The sequence below is a fragment of the Lactococcus sp. FSL K6-0773 genome (assembly GCF_038006485.1).
Taxonomy (GTDB): Bacteria; Bacillota; Bacilli; order Lactobacillales; family Streptococcaceae; genus Lactococcus; species Lactococcus lactis.
The window spans coordinates 2,216,465-2,241,414 of sequence record NZ_JBBOVF010000001.1 but is presented as its reverse complement, the minus strand read 5'-3'; the positions used below and the strand labels follow the sequence as shown (position 1 = coordinate 2,241,414).

The window sequence follows — 24,950 nt, the reverse complement described above, 5'->3', positions numbered from 1 at the left end:
CAAAAATAATAAAGAAGAGACAAATAATATTTAATTTGTCTCTTCTTTATTTGAGAAATCAATAGAATACCAGCTTATCAACATTAAATAATTATCAATTTAGATTTCCTTAAATTTCGTTATATATAATAGAATAGACAGTTTTTTAAAAATGAAGTTTAAATTCTACATCAAAAATTTACAATTTACTATTTTTTGTGTATCATGGAAATAAAGGAGAAAAAATATGAGCCATAGAGATAAATTATCTTATATTATACTTGGACTTTTAAAGACCGAACCATTAAGTGGTTATGACCTTAAGAAAAAGTTTGAAAGTGAAGTCGGTGAATTTTGGCAAGCCAACACAGGGCAAATTTATCCTTCACTTAGAGTATTATTAAACGATCAAGCCGTTACTTTTGATGTACACATTGTAGGTGAAAAGTTAGAGAAAAAAACCTATCAAATTACTCCAAAAGGAATCGAACTATTTAACGAGTGGTTAAAACACCCTGTTGACCGCTATCCAATTCAAAAAGATGAATTCATGCTCCGCCTTTATTTTCTTGATGACAAAAATGAAGAAAATCTCCAAAAACTAATTGAAGAAGAAAGTATTGTCCACCAGAAAAAACTGGAATATCTGATTAAACGTCAAAAAGACCTCTTTGGTGAAGATGAAAAAAATAAAAAAAGTGGCCACTATTTGGTTTTAGATTTTGCTATTCAAAGAGAAACTTTTAAAAAAGAATGGTTAGATTCTTTACTTAAAGATTTAAAATAAGAAAAACACTAATATTTTATGAATATTAGTGTTTTTTTATCCTTCAAAAATAATTATTTTATAAACCTTTTTATTTTTAGTTAAGGAAAAAATTGTTAAAATAAAGTTAGCGCTTACAGAACAAGATTCCGGAATCTTTAAAATCACTATTGTTTAGGAGATATTTATGATTTCAGTGAAAAAACGTAGAGAAATTAAGGTTTTTTTGGTAACAGCATCTATAGGAATTGTTGTGTTAGGAGGGCAACAAGTCTTAGCAGATGCAGCTAGTGAAATGGTCAATCCAAAAGATAAAGTGCTTGTAGGTTATTGGCACAATTGGAAATCAACAGGAAAAGATGGTTATAAAGGAGGAAGTTCTGCTGACTTCAATCTTTCAAGTACACAAGAAGGCTACAATGTAATTAATGTTTCCTTTATGAAAACACCTGAAGGACAAACCCTTCCCACTTTCAAGCCTTATAACAAAACCGATACTGAATTCAGAGCCGAAATTTCAAAATTAAATGCCGAAGGTAAGAGCGTCTTAATCGCTTTAGGAGGAGCTGACGCTCATATTGAATTAAAGAAAAGTCAGGAAAGTGATTTTGTTAATGAAATCATTCGTCTTATAGATACTTACGGCTTTGATGGATTAGATATTGATTTAGAACAGGCTGCAATTGAAGCAGCAGATAATCAAACTGTTATCCCATCCGCTTTAAAAAAAGTTAAAGACCATTATCGAAAAGATGGTAAAAACTTTATGATTACGATGGCTCCAGAATTTCCTTATTTAACAAGTTCAGGAAAATATGCACCATATATCAACAATTTAGATTCGTACTATGATTTCATCAATCCTCAATACTATAATCAAGGAGGAGATGGTTTCTGGGATAGTGATTTAAATATGTGGATTTCTCAATCAAATGACGAAAAAAAAGAAGATTTTCTCTATGGTTTAACTCAACGTCTCGTAACAGGAACAGATGGGTTTATTAAAATCCCAGCCAGTAAATTCGTTATTGGTCTACCATCTAATAATGACGCTGCTGCAACAGGTTATGTGAAAGACCCCAATGCCGTAAAAAATGCATTGAATCGCTTAAAAGCTTCTGGTAATGAAATAAAAGGTTTAATGACTTGGTCAGTAAATTGGGATGCTGGAACCAATTCAAATGGCGAAAAATATAATAATACTTTTGTAAATACATACGCCCCAATGCTCTTTAACAATCAACCGATTGAAGATACTGAAAAGCCAACCTTGCCCACAATTTCAATTAGTAATGTGACTGCTTCTACTGCCACGATTCAAGGAAAATCTACAGACAATGTTCGCATTGATCACTATGAAATTAAGATTGGTACTCAATCATTTAAAAGTACTTCCGGCTTACAAGATGTGACTGGATTATCCAAAAAAACTGAATACAATGTTGAAATTGTAGCAGTTGACCCTTCAGGTAATCGTTCTGATACGGCCAGAGCTACATTTATGACACTGGACACATCAGCGGAAAATAATACTTGGCAAAAGGATAAAGTTTATGTTCAAGGTGATCGTGTTACTTTTAATGGAGTAAATTATGAAGCAAAATGGTGGAATACTGGCCAACTACCTGACCAATCAGGAGATTTTGGTCCATGGAAAAAGCTATAAATAGGAGAGGAATAAATTTATGAAAAAACTACTTACCGGTTTATTAGTTGCTGCAGGTCTGCTCAGTGTCTCCCTTTTAATTAAAACAGATACTGTATCAGCTCATGGTTATGTTCAATCACCACCAGCCAGAGGCTATCAAGGACAATTAGATTCTCAAAGTTTAGGGTGGACCGCCGCTTTTAACATTTATGGAAATGTTATTAGTAACCCACAATCTTTAGAAGCACCTAAAGGCTTCCCAGAGTCTGGTCCCGCTGATGGTCGGATTGCTTCTGCAAATGGAGGCTTAGGGCAAATAGGCGACTTTGTTCTAGATAATCAAACTAGTTCACGCTGGAAAAAAACATCTATTAGTACAGGTTCTAACATCTTTACTTGGAAATACACTGCACCTCATAAAACAACTAAGTGGCACTACTATATGACCAAAACAGGTTGGGACCAAAATGCACCTTTAAAACATTCAGAATTAGAGCTTATAGGGACAATCAATCACGATGGTTCTCCTGCAACAAATAATCTCTCTCACACGATTAACATTCCAACTGATCGATCTGGATATCACATTGTTTTGGCTGTCTGGGATGTAGCTGATACTTCTAATGCCTTTTATAATGTAATTGATATCAACGTCAATAATAAAAATGCTAGTTCACAAGTCTTTGGACCCTTCTTGTAAACAAAAAAAGTCAGAGCATGCTCTGGCTTTTTTATTTTGACTTTATACGCCCCAAACTGATTCTAAAACATTAGTTTGTTCACGACCAGGACCTACTGAGAAAGTCGAGATACGTACGCCAACTAGTTCACCAACACGACGAACATAGTTACGAGCAGCTTCTGGTAACTCTTCTAAAGTTCGGCATGAAGTAATATCTTCAGACCATCCTGGCAATTCTTCATAGATTGGTTTGCAATCTGCTAATTCCTTAAGTGATGCTGGATAATGAGTAATTTGTTCACCATTACTACGTTCGTAAGCAACACAAATTTTTACTGTTTCAAGTCCTGAGAGAACGTCAATTGAATTCAAGCTAAGATTTGTCAAGCCAGAAACACGTTTTGCATGACGCATTACGACTGAGTCAAACCAACCAACACGACGTGGACGTCCTGTTGTTGTTCCATATTCATGTCCTACTTCACGAATTTGATGTCCAACTTCATCAAAAAGTTCTGTTGGGAATGGACCATCACCCACACGTGAAGTATAGGCTTTACAAACACCAACAACTTTTGAAATTTTTGATGGACCCACACCAGAGCCAATCGTTACCCCACCAGCTACTGGGTTTGATGAAGTTACAAATGGATATGTTCCTTGGTCAATATCAAGCATTACCCCTTGCGCACCTTCAAAAAGGACACGTTTTCCTGCATCAAGGGCATCATTCAAGATAACTGAAGTATCTGTCACATATTTTTTAAGTTGTTGACCGTATTCATAGTATTCTTCAAAAATTTCTTCAAATTCGATTGGTTCTGAATCATACATTTTTACAAATTCACGGTTTTTAGCTTCAAGGTTTGTACGTAAACGTTCCTCGAAGATTTCTTTGTCAAGTAAGTCTGCAACACGAATTCCGACACGGGCTGCTTTATCCATATAGGCTGGGCCAATCCCTTTAATGGTTGTCCCAATCTTCTTATCGCCTTTGGCTTCTTCTTGAAGGAAGTCTAATTTTTTATGGTAAGGCAAGATAACATGTGCACGGTCTGAAATACGTAAGCTCTCTGCAGAAACTCCATTTTCAGCGAGATAAGCGATTTCTTCAATCAGTGATTTTGGGTTAACAACGACACCATTCCCAATAACGGAAATCTTTTCAGGGAAGAAAATTCCTGATGGAATAAGGTGAAGTTTGAACTTTTTGCCGTCGATGACGATGGTATGACCTGCATTGTCTCCCCCTTGATAACGGGCAATAACTTCTGCATTTGAGCTTAGGAAATCTGTAATTTTACCTTTTCCTTCGTCTCCCCATTGCGTTCCGACAACTACTACTGATGGCATAATATTCTCCTTTTGGATAGTTTTGACTATCCACTTTTCTTAAAATATTTTGCACGCTCCAAGTTCGCTTGGCTGGCATTTCTAAAAAACTTCTTCAACTTTTGAACTAATTTATCAAAAGTAAAAGATAAATCATTTCTTGAAAGCTCCTATCGCACTATTTTTTATTTTATCAAAAAACATCAAGATTTACTTAAAAAATCCTGATGCTTTTGATTAAATCTAAATTATCGTTCGGAAATACGGAACTTTTTTAATCTTTAAATTATGTTTTACAAAAAACTGAGAATTTTGGAGACTGTTCCACTTTCTAGTAAAACCATTATTCCAAGTACTATATAAACAAAAGCAAGAATCCAACGACTGTATTTTTCTAAAACGTCATGAAGGTGAGGAATTTTTGCAATTGTTTTTCCAAGAAGCCCTAAAATTAATATGTTTAAGGCAAAAATTATTATAGATAATAGCAAATTATTAGCTGACAGTGTCATAAAAAATGGAGTAAACAAAGCAATATTATCCGCTCCACAACTCGCAAAAGAAATGATAATAACAGTTCCAAGCAAGCTTTTATTTTTCCTTTTTTGTAGCAATTCATCTAATTCTTCATCGTCATCATCATCCCCAAAGAATAAATATTTTATTCCTAGTCCTAAAGGAATCAGGCCCAGTAAGCCTAAAATCCACTCTTCTGGAACAAGTTTTAGGATGACCGCAAAAAATAAACTGACCAATACAAGTGCAAAAGAACCAATTATTTGTCCCAAAGTAATAGATAAATGACTTTTTTTATCAAAACGAACATATAATATTGCTAGTAATATAAGTAAATCTAGGGCTGTTGCCCAGTAGATAACCGTTGAATTCATTATAACTGAAAACATATTAACCATTTTCTAACCTCTCAAAGCTATTGAGGATGAGCTTTTTCATTATTCTACTAAATAAAAAGCTATAAGCAAAGGGTTTAAGATTGACAACTTTAAATGCTTTGAACAATTTCCATGGATATTTATTATTTTTGTTACAACTTGTAAGTTTCGATTCTTTAAATTTTAGAAAACGAATAAAAGGCAGGACAATATTCTTCAGTTAAGAGCTAGAAAAATATCCATTATACAATTATTATCACTTATCTGACATTTGAGTTATTAATTTAGTGAAAGAAGCGAGATATTTTTTTCTTCAACTACTTTTAATTGACCATTTTCCAATTTTACAATACAGCTATGTTGATAATTTGATTCATCACCAAATATAACGGTAGCTTTCTGTCCATCAGCTAAGATGATGATGTCGCCTTTTTTCATGTTCTAAATTCTTTCTATTTTATAAAAATGGATTTTATCCAGTTGGATGATAGATTACATTTATCTTGAGATTATAGTTTGCACCCTAATACAAGTTTTAATATTTTAGCAAAATAAGCTATATTTTTTCGAATTATTAGTGCTAATTGTCTTAGAAAACTTTATTTTCTCAATCATTTATCGGAAATGCATCCATAGATTTTAGAGAACGAGCAACTGGGACAATTCTTTTACTTTTTTGTTGACTTTTAAAACCTAGAGTAATTTCAGAATTATCGTTAGGTAGCTTCTTAGCAATTTTAGAAACTATTTTTTGCAGGACTATAATTTTACTTTGTGCATAGGAATCCCCCATTTGTGAATCTATATTTATATTAAATAGCCTTTTTGAATCTCTTTCTTTTTTAGGATAAACTTCAATCATATCTCCTTTAGAAATATCTGCATTTGTCACATTATGAACGACTTTATAACTCCATTCATAATTATCAAAAGTAAGCTTCGAATCCCCTTTAACAGCAAGTTCTGATTTTAAATCTGAAATTACTGAATCGTACTTGCTATTTTTATTCTTTGAGCATGACGATAGTGTTAATATTACAAGAAAAGTAAGACTCCATAAGATAATTTTTTTCATAACTACTCCTAGTTGTTAAACTCTTATTCCATGTCAATTTGTTTTTTTATTTTGTGATTGAAAAATTATGAATCTTGAGGATATGTCCAATTTTTAGTGGTTGAATTATAATATGTTCTTGCCTCATTTATTATATTATCAAAAGTAGGAAGTCCTAATCCTCCATTTTCATAATGAGCTTCAGTATAAGCCCTTAAATGTTCAGGGAGTATTTCTTTTACTTTGTTTTCAATCGCTTCTGTACACTGCTTGTAATCGCTATCATATTTTTCTTGAAACTGACTGTCACTATAACTTATTTTTGGTTCAGCATACATGGTAATGATATCTCGCAACATTTGTCTATGCCAAGCCTCTTTCTCAAGTTCAATAGATTTATATCCTTCTTCAAGTTTCACCTGATCTTCTTGTGATAATTTTGATGAATCCTTGTAATCAATTGAAGAACCAGTATCTGTAGACTCCCTTTCTTTTTTGGAAGATTGAGAAGTGCTACTAGCAAAACTTGCTTGTGAACTCTTTGGACTGGGATAGAAAAAGATCGTTAATAAAATTCCTATCGCAAATATTAAAAGACTCACAATAACAGTTCCTAAAACAAGCACTGTTTTTTTATTAGAGTTTGGAACACTAGACTCCTCGCGTACCAAGCCTAGTGAAAGAGCCTTTTCATAGTCTTCTTCATTAGGCTCACGCCCATTTACATTTTTAAAGGATTTCTCCCACTCCTTTTTTCTAATCATTTTCTACTCCAAATTTTCATAATTTATATAAAATCATTCTCTTTTAAAGAACATTTTTATTTAGCTTAACAATATAAGTCCCAAAAATTTCTAATTTTTTTCTCAGGATGGATATTTTGTTTTACAGTATATGAGTCCAATTCAATTTTTATTACTCCAACTCGCTCTAACATTTTTTCTGGCATGGGGTCGTATTCTTTTCCTTTTGCTGCATGCTCCATTAAAAGCTCCAATGCCACCCTCTTTTCGTCCAAATTTTCTATCATTTCTGCTTTTCCAAAACCAATCAAACTTTGATAGGCGTAAGAATAAGTTGAAGCATTTTTATTTCCTTCGATTAGCTTATGATGACTATCCATTTCGACAGCAACTAAAGGATTTTTTTCTAGCATTGATACTTTCTTTCCTTCTTTTGCTCCATGAACATATAGTGTTAGTTGATCATTATTATCCCAAGAATAGCCGAAATTTACTGGTACTACATAGGGGTAAATTTCTCCATTTATGGCCAGACGAACGACTTGTACTTCTTCAACCAGTTCTTTAATTAGCTCAATGTTTGTGACCTGTCTTTTAGCTCTTCTCATATCCATTGTTATTATCCTTTACTTCTGTATTTGTTCAATTAATTTATATTAAATTTTTACATATGATTATTTTAAAATACCATTCTCAGGGTTTACTTATCCAACGAATCCATTCGGGCAAAGCTTCTTTTTTAGGCTTGTAACCTTTCTTAAACAACGTATAAAAATATTCTTTATTAAGACGTTCAAATTTATCTAAAAATGATTCATCTACATTTTCATTTTTACGAACTGCATTGATAAAAGCAGTTAAAATAATTGCTATGACTAGTCCTATATAAATTAATATAAAAAAAGCAATAAATATTAATATTGGTCCAAGTGGTACAGTTCGCATAATTCACATTCTTTCTTTTAATAATTGGTTTCAGGATACATAAATTTACAAATACAAATAATTTTTATAGTTTATTATCAAAACACCAGTTAAATTTAATGGCCCAAGTTCCATTTTACAATCTCACTAACTAAGCGTTTGAGTTCATTGGTTTCAACATCATAAGGGACTTTTATGGTCCCTTTACTGCATTCGTATTGTTCTTTAAGAGACGCACTATTATTTTCAATGAAGTTTGGTTTGGGATAAATTCCTAAGTGCTTTTTTTGAGGACTTGCATAAATAAGGACATTCTTATCCTTAAACCATGCAGGCATTCCGTAGGAAATACGTTCTTGTGCTTCAGGAAAGACCAATTTTACAGTTTCTCTGACAGTGTTCATTAACTCATCATTTTTAAAATAATCTTCAAATTCCATAGCAGGCCTCTCTCATCTTCATTATCATTTTTTTGTTGTTTTTAGTAATAATATGTTCAAAAAAAAATTTATTTACTGCTATTAGTTTATCAAAATCCTTTATTCTTAACAAACACTTTTAAGATTTCTCAAACGTCAAAGGAAAATCTGAGGTTTTTTCTTGCTTTTATATCATTTATTGATTGACAATTTTTGTGCTCTATTGAGGTCAGTTGGGGTCTTGTGGTACAATAGACTCATGGATAAAATTATCAAATCAATCTCAAAAAATGGGCATTTCAGAGCTTTTGCTTTGGATTCAACCCTAACTGTGAAAGAAGCACAGGAACGCCATCAAACATGGCCAACTTCGACGGTTGCCTTAGGTCGTACATTGATTGCTGGACAAATTTTAGGAGCTAATGAAAAAGGTGATACTAAAATTACAGTTAAAGTTCTGGGTGATGGAGCAATGGGTCCAATCATCGCAGTCGCTGATAGCCGCGGCCATGTCAAAGGTTATGTCAAAAATCGTGAACTCGACTATAAAAAAGCTTCAACTGGTGAAGTGTTAGTTGCTCCTTTTGTTGGTAATGGCTTTTTAGTTGTGGTCAAAGACATGGGGCTTAAACAACCTTATAGTGGTCAAGTTGATTTAATTACTGGTGAAATTGGCGAAGACTTAGCTTGGTATTTTTTAAGTTCAGAACAAACTCCTTCTTCTGTTGGTGTGAATGTTTTGCTTAATGAAGACTCAGATACAGTCAAAATTGCTGGTGGATTTATGTTGCAAGCTTTGCCAGATGCTACTGACGAAGAAATTACCGAAATTGAACATAATATTAAAAGTATGCCTTCAATTGCAACAATGCTGACCAGTGAAGAACCATTAAAAACGATGTTAGACAATATTTATGGCGATATGGAATACAAAAATCTTGGCGAATTTCCTTTGGAATTCAAATGTGATTGTAGTAAGGAACGTTTCCTTGAAGGCATTAAATCTTTAGGAAGAGAACCAATTGAGGAAATGATAGCCGAGGATCACGGTGCTGAAATTATTTGTCAATTCTGTGAAAACAAATATGAGTATTCTGAAGATGAATTAAAAGCACTCCTTAAGTAAAATAACTAATTATTTTACTGACAGAAATTCTGTCAGTAAATAGAATTGAGAAAAATGACTGTAAAACTTTTTATTGCTTCTACATTAGACGGCTATATTGCCACCAAAGAAGAAAGTCTCCAATGGCTTTTTGATGTTGAGGGTGAGGGTGATAACGGCTATGGTGCTTTTTATAGTGATATTGGTACAATCATTATGGGTAAAAAGACTTATGATTGGTTAGAAAAAGAGCAAGCCGGTCAGTGGCCTTATTCTGACAAAACTTCTTATATTTTAACTCATCAAAAAATTTCTTCTACTGACAATATCGTTTTTATTGACAAAGAAAAACTGACAGAGCTGTCAGTAAATTTTGCGGATACTGACAAAAATATCTGGGTTGTTGGCGGCGGAGAAGTCATCAAACTTTTTATTGAAAATCATTGGGTTGATGAATTACAAGTTACCATTGCCCCAGTTTTACTAGGAGACGGAATTTCACTTTTTCCGTCAGGAAATTACAAAGAGAAACTTCAACTGATTGACACAAAAATTTACGGACAATTTGTTGAATTACATTATTTAGTAAAAAAATAGATACTGACGATTTTGTCAGTATTTTTTGTCAGTAAAACTTACTGACAGAATTCACCGACAGATCTGTCAGTAACTTTTTAAGCCTTAAAACCTTGTGAAATCTCAAAAAATTGCTATAATATTCTTTATGACTATGGACAAAATTTACAACGAATCGTGGAAAATTGGCGATATCGAAATAAAAAATAAAATTGTGTTAGCACCAATGGCCGGAATTACGAATAAAGCTTTTCTGACTACTGCTAAAGAATTTGGAGCTGGACTTGTTGTAACTGAAATGATTTCTGATAAAGGAATTGAACATCGCAACAAAAAGACTTTGGAAATGATGGATTTTGAAGGGGTCCCTCATCCACTCTCAATGCAAATTTTTGGGGGTGAAGTAGATACTCTGGTTGAAGCAGCCAAATTTGTTGAAGCAAATACTGTTGCTGATATTATTGATATCAATATGGGTTGCCCAGTACCCAAAGTCACTAAAAACGAAGCCGGTTCTCGTCTTTTGCTTGATCCTGATAAAGTTTATGATGTGGTCTCTGCTGTTTCTAAAGCTATTTCAAGACCACTAACAGTGAAAATCCGAATTGGTTGGGATGACGACCACCTTTTTGCAGTTGAAAATGCTAAAGCGATTGAAGCGGGAGGCGGAGCGGCTGTTTCTATGCATGCACGAACCAAAGCACAAGCTTATACAGGAAATGCTCAAGAAAATTGGCACTGGCTCAAAAAATTGACCGAAAATGTCAATATTCCGGTCATCGGAAATGGCGATGTCAAGACTCCTGAAGACGCGAAACGCATGATTGATGAAACAGGCGTCACTGCGGTCATGATGGGAAGAGCAGCCCTTGGAAACCCTTGGATTCTTCATCGTACCGAGCATTATCTACGAACAGGTGAACTATTGCCTGAACCAACAGTTGCGGGAAAAATGGAAATTGCAAAACTTCACTTGGCACGTCTCGTCGAATTAAAAGGTGATAATCTTGCTAGCCGAGAATTTCGTCAGCACGCAGCATATTACCTAAAAGGAGCTTCTCGTGCAGCAAAAGTAAAAGTTGCTGTCAATCAAGCAGAATCACAAGCAGAAATTATCACTATTCTCGATAATTTTGTGAATGGAATCAAATAAAACGATATGAAATCTGGAAATTTCCAGGTTTTTTAGTTATAATAAATATAGAGATAAATATTCAAACAATTCCGAAAATAGAAAGGGTTTTCTATATGCGTACAACAAAAGCCACTGAAGAAATCGAAAAAGCTATTATTCACCTGAAGAAAGCAAAACGAGAAATTAGTAATTATACTTTTGAATACAATGTTCAAAACTTGATTCAGTTAGATAAGACAATTAAGCAGTTGGAAAATATCAAAACTGGAATCAATGCAGATAGTTTTTCTGTTGAAGGAGTCAAATCTACTGGTGAAATTGAAGGCGCACGTCTTTCAAGATAATTAATTTCACTGACAAAAATAAAAAATAGCTCTCTTGAGCTATTTTTTTCCTTTTTTAGCCACTTTATAACGACTGCGTGGATAAGTGAAATCACCAATGACTTCATGAACATTTATAATTGATGTGAAAGCATTCGGGTCAAGAATAGACAAAATTTGTTTTACTTCTTGAATTTCTCCAGGGTTTAAAACAACATATAAAATTTCTTTAGAATTTCCTGAGTAAGCCCCTTCTCCATGTAAATAAGTCGCGCTACGACCGATTTCTTCAATAATTGCTTTAGCAATTTCAGCATGATTATTCGTGATAATAAGCATTCCTCGAACCGTATAACCACCAGATTGAACCACATTAATTACTTGTGCTGCCACAAAACTTGCAATCAAAGTGTACATCATATGGCGTAAATCAATATAGCTTAATGAAAGTAACATCACACAAGCATCAAAGATAAAGAAAGTTCGCCCAACAGCGACCCCAGCCTTAATCTGCAAAAGCTTGGCAATAATATCGGCCCCACCAGTCGTTCCACCAAAACGGAAAACTAAACCAATTCCTGTTCCGGCAAATACACCAGCGAGCAAAGCAGCGATTAAATAATCATGTCCAACATTAATTGCGACTGGAATCCGTTGGAAAATCCACATCCAGATTGAAAGACTCACGATTCCCCAAATTGTATAAACAAAGGTTCGGCGCCCAAGAAAGCGATATCCAAGAATTAAAAGTGGAATATTTAAGATAAGCTGGGTGTAGGAAGGGTCAATATTCAATAAAGCATAACCAATCAATGAAAGCCCAGCGACTCCACCTTCAGCCAAGTGGTTCCCCATGTTGAACTCAACAAAACCAAAGGCATAGATTGCTGTACCAATTGTAACAGCAAGAAGTTGCAAAAAATGCACCTTAGATAATTTTTTCATAATATTCCTCAAAAATTTCGATGAAATATCCTTGCCGAGGGCAAGGATGTTTAAATCTATTGTAGTTTAAATTTAGAATTTAGTCAACTTTTGAAAACTTCTCCCTTTTTAACTTAAGTATCTTAAAAAAAATAGCCCAATGAGCTATTTTATTTTTTTAAATCTTTAAATCTACCCCGTTTAGGAGCGAAATCTCCCACAACTTCATGAACATTGATGACTGAAGCGAAGGCATTCGGGTCAATTACCGATAGAATTTGTTTTACTTCTTGTATTTCACTTGGGTTAAGAACAACGTAAAGCACTTCTTTTTCAGTTCCTGAATAGGCTCCTTCACCGTGTAAATATGTTGCGCTTCGGCCAATTTCTTCAATAATTGTTTTAGCAACTTCTACATGATGATTTGTGATAATAAGCATTCCCCGAACTGTATAACCACCATTTTGAATCAAATTAATCATTTGCATTGAAATAAAACTGGCAATCAAAGTATACATCATATGTTTAAGGTCAACATAACTTAAAGATAGAGCCAAGATACAAGAGTCAAAGATAAAAAGCATTCGCCCAACAGGAATTCCTTTTTTTATTTGAAATAACTTAGCAAGAATATCTGTCCCACCTGTTGTTCCACCAAAGCGAAAGACTAATCCGATTCCTGAACCTGAAAAGACTCCGGCGAGTAAAGCGGCTATTAGAGTATCATTTCCAATATTAATTGTAAAACTGACCCTTTGGAAAATCCAAATCCAAACAGCTAAACTCACAATTCCCCAAATTGTATAAATAAAGGTTCTTCTTCCTAAAAAACGATAACCTATCATCAGAAGAGGAATGTTGATTAAAAGTTGAACATAAGAAGGGTCAATATGCCATAAAGCATAAGAAATCAAAGAAAGTCCGGCGACCCCTCCTTGAGCTAAGTGATTCGCCATATTAAAGGCGACAAAGCCAAAAGCATAAATTCCAGTACCAATTGCGATGGCAAGCAAGTACAAAAAATGTACTCTTGCAAATCTTTTCATTTTATTTCCTCCTTTATTTTTTCAGATAATAAGGGGAGAAAGTCCTCCTTTTGGCTTTCTCCCTTTTATCTTTCTTTTTTCAATGTAAAACCTAAGCAGTTAATCTTCTACTTCTGCAAATTTTCCAAGCACTCGAACATTCTCCGATATTGATACAAAAGCATGTTCGTCATATTTTTGAATAATATCCTTGAATTCCTGATATTCATACATTGTAATGACAGTCATGAGGACGGTCTGACTGGTATGTGTATAGCCACCTTCCGCGTCATGTAAAATGGTTACTCCATGTTTAAAACGATTCACTAATTTCTTTGTCAGTAATTCTGGATTTTTAGTTACAATCATTACTTGAAGACGTTTTTGTCTTGTAAAGATTGCATCTTGTACACGAGAGTTAACGAAAATAGCAATTAAACTATAGAGCATGTATTCCCAGCCAAAAAGAACTCCGGCTGTAAAAATAATCACACCATTGACCAGAAATGCCAAAGTTCCAACACTTCTTCCTGTTTTCTTACGCATATAGAGGCTGACGATATCAGTCCCTCCAGAAGAAATCCCAGATTTCATTGCATTCCCAACACCAAATCCCATAATTGCCCCACCAAAGACAGCATTAATAACTGGCTCATGAGTTAAGGGCGTCACTGGAATAAAATGGATGAAAACTGAACTCATAACAACTGTAATCACTGTATAAACGGTGAACTGTTTGCCTATTCCTCGCCAAGCAAGAATGAAAAGTGGCGCATTTACTAATATCAAAGAAGCAGAAATAGGTAAGATATTATGACCACTTATTCTGGCTACTAATTCAGTAACAACCTGAGCTGCACCCGTCGCACCAGAAGCATACACATGTCCTGGCTGATAGAAAAAGTTCAATGCGAATGATGAGAAGACAGCATAAACAACTGCTGCCGAAAATTTATTTGCCATTTTTTCAGCGCCAATAGATTTTAAAACTTGATAAAGTCCAATTCTATCTAGAAGGGCGCCGAGAATTTTATTGATCTTTGTTTGCAAGTTTAATACTCAATTCTTCCAGTTGTTTTTCAGCAACTATGGATGGAGCCTGTGTCATTGGGTCAGAGGCTTTGTTATTTTTAGGGAAAGCAATTACTTCACGGATATTGTCTTTTCCAGCAAGCAACATTACGAAACGGTCAAGACCGAGTGCCAAACCGCCATGTGGTGGGAAACCATAATCAAGTGCTTCAAGCAAGAAACCAAATTGTTCGTTTGCATCTTCTAATTTAAAGCCAAGAGCGCTCAACATTTCTTCTTGAAGTTGGCGGGTATTAATTCTTAGTGACCCTCCACCAAGTTCATAACCATTTAAAACAATATCATAAGCATGGGCACGAACTTTTTTCAAATCAGAATCTTTGCTATGTCCGTCAGCAGATAAAAAGGCTTGTGTTTCTTTCGTTGGTAAAGTAAACGGATGATGAGCAGACATATAACGTTCTTCTTCATCTGACCACTCAAACATAGGCCAATCAATGACCCAAAGGAAATTGAACTGACGGAAATCAATCAATCCTTGTTGTTTACCAATCGTTAAACGAAGCGCACCAAGAGCTGAATTTGCTACATCAAGACTGTCAGCAACGAAGAGTACCAAGTCATTGTCAGTCAATTTCAATTCATTAACAAAGCTGTCAGTAGATTCTGCTAAGAATTTAGAAACGCCACCAGCAAATTCACCTTTTTCAAATTTAACCCATGCAAGGCCTTTGGCCCCATTTTGTTTGGCTTGTTCTGTCAATTTATCAATTGACTTACGAGAATATTTGTCAGCAGCATCTTTGACAACAATCGCTTTAACAACTTCTGCTTCTTGGAAAACTTTGAAATCAATTGTTTTAGCAAGTGCTGACAAGTCTGTCAGTAACAATTCAAAACGAGTATCAGGTTTGTCAGAACCATAAAAGTTCATGGCATCATCATATTTCATACGTGGGAAAGGTAAAGTGACATCAATTCCTTTCACATCTTTCATGACTTTAGCAATTAACTCTTCTGTCAAATCTTGAATTTCTTCTTCTGACAAAAATGATGTTTCTAAATCGACTTGTGTGAATTCTGGCTGACGGTCACCACGTAAATCTTCATCACGGAAACATTTAACAATTTGATAATAACGATCAAGTCCAGCAGTCATTAAAAGCTGTTTCATTAATTGTGGTGATTGTGGAAGAGCATAAAATTCACCTTTATTAACACGAGATGGAACAAGATAATCACGCGCTCCTTCTGGTGTTGATTTATTTAAAAATGGTGTTTCAACATCAATGAATCCTGCTCCATCCAAATATTCACGAATTGAACGAGTCGTCGCATGACGCATTGTGATATTTTTAAGCATTTCTGGACGACGTAAATCAAGGTAACGATATTTCAAACGAGTATCATCAAGAACTTCAACATCATCTTTAATTTCAAAAGGTGTTGTTTTAGAAGTAGACAAAATTTCAATGGCAGTCGCTTCAATTTCAATACCACCAGTTTTAATTTTGTCATTCTTGCTTGCGCGCTCAACAACTTTACCTGTCACTTCAAGAACAAATTCATTGCGTGCTTTATCAGCTGCTTCTGCCACATCAGCCGCTGCTGTTTCAGGATTGACAACGATTTGGACAATCCCTTCTCGGTCACGTAAATCAATGAAAATTAATCCACCAAGATTACGGCGTTTGGCTACCCAGCCTTTAACCGTAACCGTTTGATTTAAGTATTCTTCTGTAATATTTCCCGCGTAATTTGTACGTTTCATATAAATGTAAATTTTACTCTTCTAGTACACAAAGTAAAATTTTACTCCTCTTTCTTTTTATTATCTATAGTTTTGTTTTTCAGGTATGACACCACGAACACCACCGGTTGGATTCTTTACATCTCCCTGATGCCGCGGTATTAGATGAACATGACAATGAAAAACAGTTTGTCCAGCTGCTTTACCAACATTAATGCCAATATTGTAGGCCTCGGCATGAAATTTCTCAGTTAAATTATCTTTTGATAAGTCTAAAAGTTCTTCAATTGCTTTTCTTTCAGCTTTGGTCATCTCAAAATATGAAGACACATGTCTTGTTTGGCCTAATCAACATATGACCTTCACTGACTGGATAGGCATCATAAAATGCCTGTGCCAATTCATTTTCAAAGATTGTATCTTTCATCTGACAAAATGGACAATCCGTCATCAATTCACCCCTGCTTTAAGTCACTTAAAGTTCTTCATCCGCATAAATCTCTTCAAAAATCGGTGCAAATGATTCATGAACAGCTTTAAGTGTTGTTTCTACTTGTTTACGTGTTTGATTATGTTTCACTTTGATTTGACCTGTGCGAATCTCATCTTCTCCAAGTGTAATAATCAACTCAGCACCCAATTTTTCAGCCGTTTTAAATTGCGCTCCTAGTTTTCGATTTGAGAAATCACGTTCGACTTTAAAAGCCTGTTCACGTAGGCTTTCAGCTAATTTTGTTGCTTCAAGATTTGCTTTTTCGCCCATTACAGCAATATAAACATCCAAAGTTTCTTCAGGAATGAAATTAATTTCTTGTTTTTGAGCAATCATCAAAAGTCTTTCAATTCCTAAACCAAATCCAAAGGCAGGAGTTGCTGGTCCGTCGAAATATTCAACTAACCCATCATAACGTCCACCACCACATACGGTCAAATCTTTGCCATCAAAATCAACAATAAATTCAAAAATTGTATCATTATAATAATCCAAACCACGAACCATATTTGGGTCAATAGTGTACTCAATATGTAAAGCTTCAAGTAAGGCTTTCACTTCTTCAAAATAAGCCTTTGAAGCTTCATTGAGATAATCTAAAATAGCTGGAGCATTTTTAACAATTGCGATGTCTTCTGCTTCTTTACTATCCAAAACGCGTAAAGGATTTTCATTGAGACGACGACGGCTATCTTCTGAAAGTTGATTCTCAAAAGGAGTCAAATAATCAATCAATGCTTGACGGTAAGCCATGCGACTTTCCATATCTCCAAGTGTATTCAGAGCTAGTTTAAGACCAGTAATTCCTAACTGGCGGAAAAGTGTGTCAGCCATTGCAATAATTTCTACATCAACTGCTGGATTTTTCACTCCTAAACACTCTACGCCAAATTGATGAAATTGACGTAAACGTCCTGATTGTGGACGTTCATAACGAAACATTGGTGCGTCATACCATAGCTTCACTGGTTTTACTACTTCAGGGGCATAGAGTTTATTCTCAATATAAGCCCGAACAGCTGAGGCAGTTCCTTCTGGACGAAGCGCAATATGACGTCCCCCTTTATCCTCAAAATCATACATTTCTTTGGTAACAATATCACTTGTTTCACCTGTTGCACGACTAAAAAGTTCATAGCTTTCAAACATTGGTGTCCGAATTTCTTTGAAATTATAATCATTGAAAACGCCACGAGCAATTTCTTCGATGTACTGCCATTTTGCAGTTTCAGCAGGCAGTAAATCTGCTGTTCCTTTTGGTTTTTGAAGTTTCATTTTTTTCCTTTCGGTTAACTGGGAGTAAAAATCTTTATGATTATTCATTGGGTTTGAACATTCATTTCAAAGATACCGTTTACATAAGAAAGCACCCTAAAGCTTCTCGCTCTAGGGTGCATCATTGCACGGTACCACCTAAATTTGCTCCTAGAAAATCAGAGCCTCAGATTGATTATAACGTTATCACCGATAAACACTGTCACAAACCCTATGAGCTTTCACCAACACTCACTCTCTTTTCTATTATTGTAACGCAAAAAGTGAGCCAAAGCAAGCAACTTTTGTAGGATTTAGAAAATATTTTAACTTCTATGATTCTTCTAAATTAAGAACATGGCGATTATAATATTTTTGAGCAAAATCACGACTAATAGGAACTTCTAAAAAGTCAAATAAGGCAATCACTCTAAGCATTTCTTTTTGACCTTCTATTTTTCCATTCCTATAATCTAAATAAGCCCAAGCAAAGCGATAAAGTCCTTGGACATGTGTATCAAGTGCTTCTGCATAGTGATGAACCATTGATAATAAGTTACTTGCTTTTTGGGTTTCCCCTCTACTTATGAGTGTCATAGCACATCGCCCGGCAGTCTGTACAATACGACGTCGATAAATTAATTTACCTTTATATTCTTTCTCGTGTAAATTAATATCTGATATTATTGTATAAACTAAAGAGTAAGGGAGTTGCCAAGCATTTCAAGCCAAAGCTCGATTCCAAATAAAAAATCACCAATTTCTGTTACTTCTTCATCATTTAATATTTGATGACAAGCTTTAGCAGTTAATTCTAAGACACGGTAATCAGTGTATTGTCTGGTCAATCTTTCTTGCGAATGCAATTCAAGCCACTCATTGTTATAGTTCAAAGTTTCAAAATTTTCTTCAAGGATCTTAACTTTTATTTCTTGATTATTCGCATATTTTTGTGCTTCATTTTGAATCATTTCTGCTTCCGCAAATTCTTCTCTTAACTGTATCCTATCCAACCAGTTGATATAATGAACAAAATAATCATCCTTACTTCCATTGATAATATAAGAAAAATCCTGTTCCGGAATATGCATGAGCCCAAGCATTGCATCAATCAAATCATACGGTAGCAAAATTTTTCCACTTTCAAATAGCTTCAAACGAACAGGATTTACACCAACTGGAATAAAAAAATCATCACGATAGCCTTGCTGGTAGCGAATGATATGAAACTTTTCCCCATAAACTTCATCAACTCGACTTTCTCCAGATAAATACATAAAGTCACTCAAAGTATAACCCATAAATTTTAAAAGTTCAGCTAATTTCTCAAATGAAATATTAGAAGTTCCATTTTCAAATTTGACAATTCCAGTCTTAGACATAATAGCTTCTAAATCTTTATATTTAAAAGCCGCCAACTGCCTCAATTCTTTGAAACAACTACCACAATTTTGTGACTTTTGTTTCATTTACCTGTTCCTCTTTTGCTATGATGATTCCATTATATATTTATTATATAACGTTTTCAAGAGGTTTTTATTTTTTTGAATAATTATTTGCTTTGAAATAGAAAAGAGACCCTTAAAGGGTCCCTTTTCTATTTCAGTGTCAGCCCGACTTTTTTATCTTAGATATCAATTTTACGATTAGAAAAATTATCCCTGCCACAAAGAAGATTAAGCTAAGAAATACTAAACTTAATGTAAGCATAATTAATTAGTTGTAATTACAATATTATTTGAACTATTAATTGTGGCACGGACCCAGCCGGTCCAAGACAGGATATTGTAAATTGGTGTACTAAATGAGAAGCGGGCTGTTGCTTGTTTAGAACTATCAACTGTTACAGTTGCCGAGTTTACAGGCATCGCAATAATATAGTCAAGATTATTTGCAGAAGTTATTTTGTTACTAGAAATATTGATATAATAAGTTACATTCCAACCAATTCCCCAAGCATTAATTGTATAACTTCCATTTGAAACGCGTGTTCTTGGGTTAAATAGTGGAGTAAGAGAAATATTGGATACTGCTCCATTTTTATCTTTTATGGTTTGAACAGCACCACTTACTGGTAATATAGTTGGGTCAAAAACCGCAGACTCTGAACTATCTAGTACATCAACAGTTGAAACTAAAGAGTTATCCACATTTTCAATTACTATCTGAGGAACTTGATTATTACTTTGAGTAGATGAATCAGTATCTGCATTAACCATTAAAGGTGTTGCAAAAACTAAGAATGTGACTGAGGTCATCAGACCTATTAAAGTTTTTTTCGATTTCATGTTGTTTACCTCCTTTATTGAAACAACAAATGCTAATGTTCTTTCACAACATTTATCACTAATTCCCCCTTTCTTTTTAGAGTATCTATGCAATCAAATCGACTGCTAAACTTTCTTTTGTTTTTTCTAAAATCATTATAGCACCTGATTTTTATATTTTTTCAATTCGTATCCTCTAGGGTACTTTTTTCTTTGACTAATCAAAACAAAAAATCCAAGTATTTCTACTTGGATTTTTTTATTTTCTATTTGGAAATGATTAATCAGCATTTCTAAAAACTTGCATATTTTTAGCAAAATAGTCATAGCCACTATAAATGGTAAAGAAGACACAAACATAAAAGAGGATTGTTCCTATATACAAGGGATTTCCAATGAAAAGGAAAATAACACTCAACATTTGTGTGGCAGTTTTGATTTTACCAGGCATTGCAGCCGCCATAACAACTCCACCTTGTTCAACCAATAAGAGGCGCAATCCTGTAACCGCAAGCTCACGGCAAATAATAATGGCAACAGCCCACATTGGAACAACATGAAGTCCAACTAGAACAACAAAGGCAACCATATTGAGCATTTTATCGGCCAATGGGTCAGCAAATTTACCAAAATTGCTGACAACGTGCCATTTACGGGCGAGATATCCATCAAGCCAGTCAGTAAATGAGGCTACGGCAAATACAATTGCTGCGATAACCCACATCACTGAACTATGGTCTTGTGAAACAAAACCGTTAAAATGTGCACCTTCTGGTAAATAAAATAAAATCACAAAGATTGGAATCATAAAAATCCTTGCCATTGTCAATTGATTGGGTATTTTCTCTTTCATAGTTCTCCTTTTGCAACTTAAAATAAGCCTCAGCTTTTATTTATTGAGCAGCTGAATTGCTTGTCGTTCGATTAATTTGTAAAGTAATTTTATTTGGTCCAGTTGTGGTTAGTGATGATAAATCAAGAGCTTTTCCATTAACCGTAATGGTAAGCCCTTCAACACTTCCAAGTGTAATTACTGAATTTTCTGAGCCTGTTGTCACTAAAGCAGACAGACTATTGGCTCCATCAGATAATGTTTGACCAGTTGCTGGAACATTGGAATTCGTCATGCCAACCCAAATTGTTCGTCCTGCTGCAACTGAAAAATCAACTTTTATAGGGTCAGAAATATTAGAAATTGTGGCAATCATTGCCGAACTTGAGCCTGAGATAGCAATTGTTGGTTCAGGTGTACTACTACTTGCTTGTGTACTACTTTCTGATGGTTTTGTAGAGCTTGTAGAAGACTTAGAAGTACTAACTTCACTCTTTGAATAAGAATAATCATTGGTTATTAAATCTGGTGTTTCTGGTTTATTCATAATTACCGCTGCAAAAACACCTACTACAATTAATAATGCCGCTGCTGATAAAGAAATAATTGGTACATAATGACGCCATGTTTTTGGCACTTCTTCCTCAGGTTCTACTCGCTCACTCGGTTTCACAAAATGATAATTTTCTAGGATGTCCTCTTTATCCTCAACTGTGATTCCTTTGCCTTCATCATAGGCTTGAATAATTCTATCTGCATTCAACCCCAATTTTTCTGCATATTGTTTGAGGTAAGCTTTAATGTAAAAGTCACCCGGTAGGGCTTTATAGTCATCTGTCTCCAGTGCTACGATATATAATTTTTGTACTTGAGTTAATTGTTCTGCTTCAGAAAGATCAAGTCCAAGCGATGTCCGCTTTTCTTTTAAGACTTGTCCGATTGTTTTGATTGTCAACATATCCTCCCTTCATTTTTGTACTGCACATCGATTGTTAATTATCACTGTTCTTTGTTTATTTTGGAGATTTTTACTATCTCGCCTTAGAAATTGCGCTGACAAAGTTTCACTGAGACTTTGAGCGACTTTTATTTTACTGACAGAAAGATTTTAATATGCTTAAATTTCTGTCAGTAGATTTTTAGCTTTTCTGTCTTACTGACAGAGGGATTTATTTAGGTAAAATTGTAAATTCTACTTTTTTCATCTCAGAAATAAATTGGTCAGCAAATTTTTCAATTTCTGACAGACTTAATTCTTTCAAAATTTCAGGGAAATCAAAGAAAGTTAAGTCACCATAAATTTCTGATGAAAATTGATTAGCAATATATTCAAGCGAATTTAATGAACTAAAATAATCTCCCAACATTTCTCTTTTGAGTAAGTCGAGATGTTCCTCACTAAAATCTCTATCTATTTTATAACTTTTTATGGCTTCTTGCAAAGTTTGACCTAAAATTTGCGGATTTTCTGTGTCAGCAGTCAACACTGCAAAATGAAATCTCTTGTCCAAATCAAAGGAGAAACCAAAGGAATCGTCGATTAGCCCTGAATTATAAAGCTCTTCATAGCGCTGACTGGTTCTACCAAAAAGCAAATCGAGAAAAAGTTGATTGGCTAATTTATATTTAAATAGGGTCTTTGAGTCACTTGAAAGTTGGTCTTCACCGCGCAGACCCAAAGCAAATTTTGGCATGGCGACTTCAAGTTCCAAACTCTCTCCCGAAATTGGTTCGCTCGCTTTAATTTCTTTTCTTTGAATTTCTGATAGATCAGCAAAGTCTTTTTTAGCTTGATTACTTCTTACAAAGTCTGACATCATCTCAATATCAAAAGGACCTGTTAGGAACAAATTCATATTTTTAGGATGATAAAAAACTTCATAATTTTTATACAAATCATCTGCCGTAATGGCATTAATTGTTGCCGGTGTCCCAGCAATATCAGCTGCTAAAGGAGAATCAGGATACATTTTTTCCAAAAGCCCTGCAAAAAGACGCCAATCGCTGTCATCTTGATACATTTGGATTTCTTGTTGAATAATTCCTTGTTCCTTTTCAACATTTTCTTTTGTAAAATAAGGTTTTTGGACAAAATCAAGTAAAAGTTCTGTACATTCATAAGAATTTTCACGAGTAGAAAAAAGGTACGAAGTCCTTGAAAAACTTGTAAAAGCATTAGTTTGAGCTCCCAAAGCTCCAAACTTATACATGACATCACCCTCTTCTTTTTCAAAAAGTTTATGCTCTAAGAAATGGGCGATTCCTTCTGGAAAAGTCTGAAATTCACTTTCTCCCAATGGGACAAAACTTGTATCAAGTGAACCAAAATTTGTAGTGAACAAGCCGTAAGTTCGATTGTAATCTGCTTTTGGAAGATAATAAACTGTCAAGCCATTAGGCAAAATATCTGTAAATAATCTCTCACCTATTTTTTCATAAAACTTACTTTTCAAGGCTGACCTCCATTTTTTCCTGATTCACAGTAAATCCTTTCATAAAGTATTCTGCCTGCAGATTTAATGATTTTGCAACGCTAATCAAATCGGCTTTTGAAACAGATTCGAGGGCATTTAAAAATTCAGACATCGGTAAAAATTTATCTGGAATAAGTGCTTTTACATACTCTAACTCAATTGTGTTTGACGGCGAATCCTGCCCCACAAAATAAGCATTTCGTAACATTGTTTTGGTTTGCTCAACTTCTAATTCTGTAAAATCTCCTGATTTTATGGCTTCTAATTGTTCAAAGATTAAACTTTTGGCTTCTTCATAATTTTCAACGTCAATTCCAGCTGCAATTTTTAGAAAACCTGTGAAAGAATCAAAAGTTGAAGAAATTGAATAGGCTAAACTTGCTTTTTCCCGAACATTGGTAAAGAGTTTTGAATGAGCAAAACCTCCCAAAAGTCCATTCATCACTTGCAAAGCAAGGTAGTTTTTGTCTCCATAAGCAATTGGCATTTGATAAGCGAATTGCAAAATAGATTGAGCCACCTCTTTTTCATCTGTCACTACTGAGCTTTCTGTCAGTGATTGTTGATAAGAAATTTCTTTACTGACAGCTCTGTCAGTAAAATTGAAGTCTGAGAATCGTTCAATCATTCGTTTTTCATCTACATCACCTAAGACAAAGATATCAATGGCATTGTCTGTCAGCATTTTTTGATAATATTCAAAAACGGCTTTTGGATTTTCTTTGGCAATCAATTCGCTCGTTCCAACACTTGGTAATGCTTGATTCTCATCTTCAAAGAATAAATTAGCCAACTGACGGCTGGCATAATAAGAACGGTCATCATTCATTGAGGCCAAATAATGCAATAAATTTCTTTGCTCTCTTTTGAAAATTTCGGGATTGAATTGACCATTAGCAGCATCGGGTTGAAAAATTGCAATTTTCAAGAAATCGACTGCTGCTCCCAAAGTATCAAAATCAACAAGTTTAGGATTTACGATACTCATATTAAGAGAAAGTAAATGTTGTTTCCCTTTTTTAGCCACTCCTGTCGTAAACGAAGCGCCATACATTTCAGATAATTTGCGACTAAAATCTTTTCCGGTTTGATAAACCGCATTAGTGCTTTCGAGCATATTAGAAATAAGGACACGTTTCCCAAGGGTGTCAGCTGACATTTCTTCACGAAAACGAACCATTAGTCTTACTGTTTTAAATTTGCTTTCTTTAATGAGATGAAGCATCACTCCATCTGCCATTTTAATTTCTGTCAATTGACTATCACTTTCCTATTTTATCAAGCTTTTTCTAGTTATTAAGGCAACCTTTATTATACCAA

General features: G+C 34.6%; 27 protein-coding genes and 1 pseudogene. 7 read left to right on the top strand and 21 right to left on the bottom strand.

The features are described from left to right. Positions 1 to 226 precede the first annotated feature (226 nt). The 3 genes from MHB61_RS11265 (at position 227) to MHB61_RS11255 (ending at position 3,093) form a co-directional block, all read left to right on the top strand. Entirely contained in the window at positions 227 to 766 is a 540-nt protein-coding gene (locus MHB61_RS11265) for a PadR family transcriptional regulator (protein WP_004254847.1), read from the top strand. Between the two features lie 166 nt (positions 767 to 932). Continuing rightward, positions 933 to 2,411 carry a glycosyl hydrolase family 18 protein gene (locus tag MHB61_RS11260; protein ID WP_014570773.1) on the top strand — a complete coding sequence of 493 codons (1,479 nt, stop codon included), beginning with the start codon at positions 933 to 935 and terminating at the stop codon, positions 2,409 to 2,411. A gap of 19 nt (positions 2,412 to 2,430) precedes the next feature. Further along, complete coding sequence (locus MHB61_RS11255; RefSeq protein ID WP_004254840.1) at positions 2,431 to 3,093, top strand: lytic polysaccharide monooxygenase auxiliary activity family 9 protein; 663 nt, start codon at positions 2,431 to 2,433, stop codon at positions 3,091 to 3,093. A 42-nt stretch (positions 3,094 to 3,135) separates the two neighbouring features. On the opposite strand, the gene MHB61_RS11250 is transcribed toward MHB61_RS11255, so the two are convergent. From MHB61_RS11250 to MHB61_RS11215, 8 genes are all read right to left on the bottom strand, one after another. Further along, complete coding sequence (locus MHB61_RS11250; RefSeq protein WP_004254838.1) at positions 3,136 to 4,428, bottom strand: adenylosuccinate synthase; 1,293 nt, start codon at positions 4,426 to 4,428, stop codon at positions 3,136 to 3,138. A 272-nt stretch (positions 4,429 to 4,700) separates the two neighbouring features. Continuing rightward, complete coding sequence (locus tag MHB61_RS11245) at positions 4,701 to 5,321, bottom strand: CadD family cadmium resistance transporter (protein ID WP_137016337.1); 621 nt, start codon at positions 5,319 to 5,321, stop codon at positions 4,701 to 4,703. A 258-nt stretch (positions 5,322 to 5,579) separates the two neighbouring features. Continuing rightward, the gene (locus tag MHB61_RS11240; protein ID WP_004254823.1) at positions 5,580 to 5,738 is read right to left on the bottom strand and encodes a hypothetical protein; all 159 of its coding nucleotides are present in this window, start codon (positions 5,736 to 5,738) and stop codon (positions 5,580 to 5,582) included. Positions 5,739 to 5,907: 169 nt separating this feature from the next. Next, positions 5,908 to 6,375, bottom strand: a complete 468-nt coding sequence (locus tag MHB61_RS11235) for a hypothetical protein (RefSeq protein WP_004254819.1) — start codon at positions 6,373 to 6,375, stop codon at positions 5,908 to 5,910. Positions 6,376 to 6,440: 65 nt separating this feature from the next. Further along, a complete protein-coding gene (locus tag MHB61_RS11230; protein WP_004254818.1) occupies positions 6,441 to 7,118 on the bottom strand; it encodes a hypothetical protein in 678 nt (225 codons plus the stop codon). A 65-nt stretch (positions 7,119 to 7,183) separates the two neighbouring features. Continuing rightward, positions 7,184 to 7,711: a pyridoxamine 5'-phosphate oxidase family protein gene (locus MHB61_RS11225; RefSeq protein ID WP_004254817.1), complete on the bottom strand. Its 528-nt coding sequence runs from the start codon at positions 7,709 to 7,711 to the stop codon at positions 7,184 to 7,186. A 79-nt stretch (positions 7,712 to 7,790) separates the two neighbouring features. Next, complete coding sequence (locus MHB61_RS11220) at positions 7,791 to 8,042, bottom strand: hypothetical protein (RefSeq protein ID WP_004254815.1); 252 nt, start codon at positions 8,040 to 8,042, stop codon at positions 7,791 to 7,793. Between the two features lie 95 nt (positions 8,043 to 8,137). Beyond that, complete coding sequence (locus MHB61_RS11215) at positions 8,138 to 8,461, bottom strand: iron chaperone (protein WP_004254812.1); 324 nt, start codon at positions 8,459 to 8,461, stop codon at positions 8,138 to 8,140. A gap of 238 nt (positions 8,462 to 8,699) precedes the next feature. On the opposite strand from MHB61_RS11215, the gene hslO reads away from it, so the two are divergent. The 4 genes from hslO (at position 8,700) to MHB61_RS11195 (ending at position 11,600) form a co-directional block, all read left to right on the top strand. Beyond that, on the top strand, positions 8,700 to 9,566 hold the full coding sequence (gene hslO, locus MHB61_RS11210; RefSeq protein ID WP_004254807.1) for an Hsp33 family molecular chaperone HslO: 867 nt from the start codon (positions 8,700 to 8,702) through the stop codon (positions 9,564 to 9,566). A 54-nt stretch (positions 9,567 to 9,620) separates the two neighbouring features. Continuing rightward, positions 9,621 to 10,142 (top strand): dihydrofolate reductase family protein, encoded by a 522-nt coding sequence (locus MHB61_RS11205; RefSeq protein ID WP_004254803.1) that lies wholly within the window; start codon positions 9,621 to 9,623, stop codon positions 10,140 to 10,142. Positions 10,143 to 10,269: 127 nt separating this feature from the next. Further along, on the top strand, positions 10,270 to 11,274 hold the full coding sequence (dusB, locus tag MHB61_RS11200) for a tRNA dihydrouridine synthase DusB (RefSeq protein ID WP_010906232.1): 1,005 nt from the start codon (positions 10,270 to 10,272) through the stop codon (positions 11,272 to 11,274). Positions 11,275 to 11,369: 95 nt separating this feature from the next. Continuing rightward, positions 11,370 to 11,600 carry a hypothetical protein gene (locus MHB61_RS11195; RefSeq protein ID WP_004254795.1) on the top strand — a complete coding sequence of 77 codons (231 nt, stop codon included), beginning with the start codon at positions 11,370 to 11,372 and terminating at the stop codon, positions 11,598 to 11,600. 39 nt (positions 11,601 to 11,639) lie between these two features. Here MHB61_RS11195 and MHB61_RS11190 read toward each other — a convergent pair whose 3' ends face one another. From MHB61_RS11190 to yfmF, 13 genes and pseudogenes are all read right to left on the bottom strand, one after another. After that, positions 11,640 to 12,524: a YitT family protein gene (locus tag MHB61_RS11190; RefSeq protein WP_004254791.1), complete on the bottom strand. Its 885-nt coding sequence runs from the start codon at positions 12,522 to 12,524 to the stop codon at positions 11,640 to 11,642. 149 nt (positions 12,525 to 12,673) lie between these two features. After that, positions 12,674 to 13,549 carry a YitT family protein gene (locus tag MHB61_RS11185; RefSeq protein ID WP_012898480.1) on the bottom strand — a complete coding sequence of 292 codons (876 nt, stop codon included), beginning with the start codon at positions 13,547 to 13,549 and terminating at the stop codon, positions 12,674 to 12,676. Positions 13,550 to 13,648: 99 nt separating this feature from the next. Next, on the bottom strand, positions 13,649 to 14,578 hold the full coding sequence (locus MHB61_RS11180) for a YitT family protein (RefSeq protein WP_004254786.1): 930 nt from the start codon (positions 14,576 to 14,578) through the stop codon (positions 13,649 to 13,651). Next, the gene (gene aspS / locus MHB61_RS11175) at positions 14,559 to 16,331 is read right to left on the bottom strand and encodes an aspartate--tRNA ligase (protein ID WP_004254782.1); all 1,773 of its coding nucleotides are present in this window, start codon (positions 16,329 to 16,331) and stop codon (positions 14,559 to 14,561) included. The genes MHB61_RS11180 and aspS overlap by 20 nt, the downstream gene beginning before the upstream one ends. A gap of 60 nt (positions 16,332 to 16,391) precedes the next feature. Beyond that, a pseudogene (locus tag MHB61_RS11170) lies at positions 16,392 to 16,761 on the bottom strand (HIT family protein). A 24-nt stretch (positions 16,762 to 16,785) separates the two neighbouring features. After that, a complete protein-coding gene (gene hisS / locus MHB61_RS11165) occupies positions 16,786 to 18,078 on the bottom strand; it encodes a histidine--tRNA ligase (protein WP_004254776.1) in 1,293 nt (430 codons plus the stop codon). Between the two features lie 312 nt (positions 18,079 to 18,390). Further along, a complete protein-coding gene (locus tag MHB61_RS13840) occupies positions 18,391 to 18,732 on the bottom strand; it encodes a hypothetical protein (protein ID WP_249351763.1) in 342 nt (113 codons plus the stop codon). Between the two features lie 20 nt (positions 18,733 to 18,752). Next, entirely contained in the window at positions 18,753 to 19,526 is a 774-nt protein-coding gene (locus tag MHB61_RS11160; protein ID WP_249351759.1) for a helix-turn-helix domain-containing protein, read from the bottom strand. A 243-nt stretch (positions 19,527 to 19,769) separates the two neighbouring features. Beyond that, positions 19,770 to 20,345 carry a DUF5626 family protein gene (locus MHB61_RS11155; RefSeq protein ID WP_010906237.1) on the bottom strand — a complete coding sequence of 192 codons (576 nt, stop codon included), beginning with the start codon at positions 20,343 to 20,345 and terminating at the stop codon, positions 19,770 to 19,772. Between the two features lie 259 nt (positions 20,346 to 20,604). Beyond that, the gene (pgsA, locus tag MHB61_RS11150) at positions 20,605 to 21,177 is read right to left on the bottom strand and encodes a CDP-diacylglycerol--glycerol-3-phosphate 3-phosphatidyltransferase (protein WP_004254763.1); all 573 of its coding nucleotides are present in this window, start codon (positions 21,175 to 21,177) and stop codon (positions 20,605 to 20,607) included. A gap of 40 nt (positions 21,178 to 21,217) precedes the next feature. Then, the gene (locus MHB61_RS11145) at positions 21,218 to 22,114 is read right to left on the bottom strand and encodes a helix-turn-helix domain-containing protein (RefSeq protein ID WP_004254758.1); all 897 of its coding nucleotides are present in this window, start codon (positions 22,112 to 22,114) and stop codon (positions 21,218 to 21,220) included. Positions 22,115 to 22,325: 211 nt separating this feature from the next. Then, the gene (yfmH, locus tag MHB61_RS11140) at positions 22,326 to 23,609 is read right to left on the bottom strand and encodes an EF-P 5-aminopentanol modification-associated protein YfmH (RefSeq protein ID WP_004254752.1); all 1,284 of its coding nucleotides are present in this window, start codon (positions 23,607 to 23,609) and stop codon (positions 22,326 to 22,328) included. After that, positions 23,599 to 24,885 carry an EF-P 5-aminopentanol modification-associated protein YfmF gene (gene yfmF / locus MHB61_RS11135; RefSeq protein ID WP_021214872.1) on the bottom strand — a complete coding sequence of 429 codons (1,287 nt, stop codon included), beginning with the start codon at positions 24,883 to 24,885 and terminating at the stop codon, positions 23,599 to 23,601. The genes yfmH and yfmF overlap by 11 nt, the downstream gene beginning before the upstream one ends. Between the last annotated feature and the right edge of the window lie 65 nt (positions 24,886 to 24,950).

Excerpts from the sequence above, each read along its gene's own strand:
- MHB61_RS11265 (WP_004254847.1), top strand. The coding sequence starts at position 227 with ATGAGCCATAGAGATAAATTATCTTATATTATACTTGGACTTTTAAAG.
- MHB61_RS11260 (WP_014570773.1), top strand. The coding sequence starts at position 933 with ATGATTTCAGTGAAAAAACGTAGAGAAATTAAGGTTTTTTTGGTAACA.
- MHB61_RS11255 (WP_004254840.1), top strand. The coding sequence starts at position 2,431 with ATGAAAAAACTACTTACCGGTTTATTAGTTGCTGCAGGTCTGCTCAGT.
- MHB61_RS11250 (WP_004254838.1), bottom strand. The coding sequence starts at position 4,428 with ATGCCATCAGTAGTAGTTGTCGGAACGCAATGGGGAGACGAAGGAAAA.
- MHB61_RS11245 (WP_137016337.1), bottom strand. The coding sequence starts at position 5,321 with ATGGTTAATATGTTTTCAGTTATAATGAATTCAACGGTTATCTACTGG.
- MHB61_RS11240 (WP_004254823.1), bottom strand. The coding sequence starts at position 5,738 with ATGAAAAAAGGCGACATCATCATCTTAGCTGATGGACAGAAAGCTACC.
- MHB61_RS11235 (WP_004254819.1), bottom strand. The coding sequence starts at position 6,375 with ATGAAAAAAATTATCTTATGGAGTCTTACTTTTCTTGTAATATTAACA.
- MHB61_RS11230 (WP_004254818.1), bottom strand. The coding sequence starts at position 7,118 with ATGATTAGAAAAAAGGAGTGGGAGAAATCCTTTAAAAATGTAAATGGG.
- MHB61_RS11225 (WP_004254817.1), bottom strand. The coding sequence starts at position 7,711 with ATGGATATGAGAAGAGCTAAAAGACAGGTCACAAACATTGAGCTAATT.
- MHB61_RS11220 (WP_004254815.1), bottom strand. The coding sequence starts at position 8,042 with ATGCGAACTGTACCACTTGGACCAATATTAATATTTATTGCTTTTTTT.
- MHB61_RS11215 (WP_004254812.1), bottom strand. The coding sequence starts at position 8,461 with ATGGAATTTGAAGATTATTTTAAAAATGATGAGTTAATGAACACTGTC.
- hslO (WP_004254807.1), top strand. The coding sequence starts at position 8,700 with ATGGATAAAATTATCAAATCAATCTCAAAAAATGGGCATTTCAGAGCT.
- MHB61_RS11205 (WP_004254803.1), top strand. The coding sequence starts at position 9,621 with ATGACTGTAAAACTTTTTATTGCTTCTACATTAGACGGCTATATTGCC.
- dusB (WP_010906232.1), top strand. The coding sequence starts at position 10,270 with ATGACTATGGACAAAATTTACAACGAATCGTGGAAAATTGGCGATATC.
- MHB61_RS11195 (WP_004254795.1), top strand. The coding sequence starts at position 11,370 with ATGCGTACAACAAAAGCCACTGAAGAAATCGAAAAAGCTATTATTCAC.
- MHB61_RS11190 (WP_004254791.1), bottom strand. The coding sequence starts at position 12,524 with ATGAAAAAATTATCTAAGGTGCATTTTTTGCAACTTCTTGCTGTTACA.
- MHB61_RS11185 (WP_012898480.1), bottom strand. The coding sequence starts at position 13,549 with ATGAAAAGATTTGCAAGAGTACATTTTTTGTACTTGCTTGCCATCGCA.
- aspS (WP_004254782.1), bottom strand. The coding sequence starts at position 16,331 with ATGAAACGTACAAATTACGCGGGAAATATTACAGAAGAATACTTAAAT.
- hisS (WP_004254776.1), bottom strand. The coding sequence starts at position 18,078 with ATGAAACTTCAAAAACCAAAAGGAACAGCAGATTTACTGCCTGCTGAA.
- MHB61_RS11160 (WP_249351759.1), bottom strand. The coding sequence starts at position 19,526 with ATGAAACAAAAGTCACAAAATTGTGGTAGTTGTTTCAAAGAATTGAGG.
- MHB61_RS11155 (WP_010906237.1), bottom strand. The coding sequence starts at position 20,345 with ATGAAATCGAAAAAAACTTTAATAGGTCTGATGACCTCAGTCACATTC.
- pgsA (WP_004254763.1), bottom strand. The coding sequence starts at position 21,177 with ATGAAAGAGAAAATACCCAATCAATTGACAATGGCAAGGATTTTTATG.
- MHB61_RS11145 (WP_004254758.1), bottom strand. The coding sequence starts at position 22,114 with ATGTTGACAATCAAAACAATCGGACAAGTCTTAAAAGAAAAGCGGACA.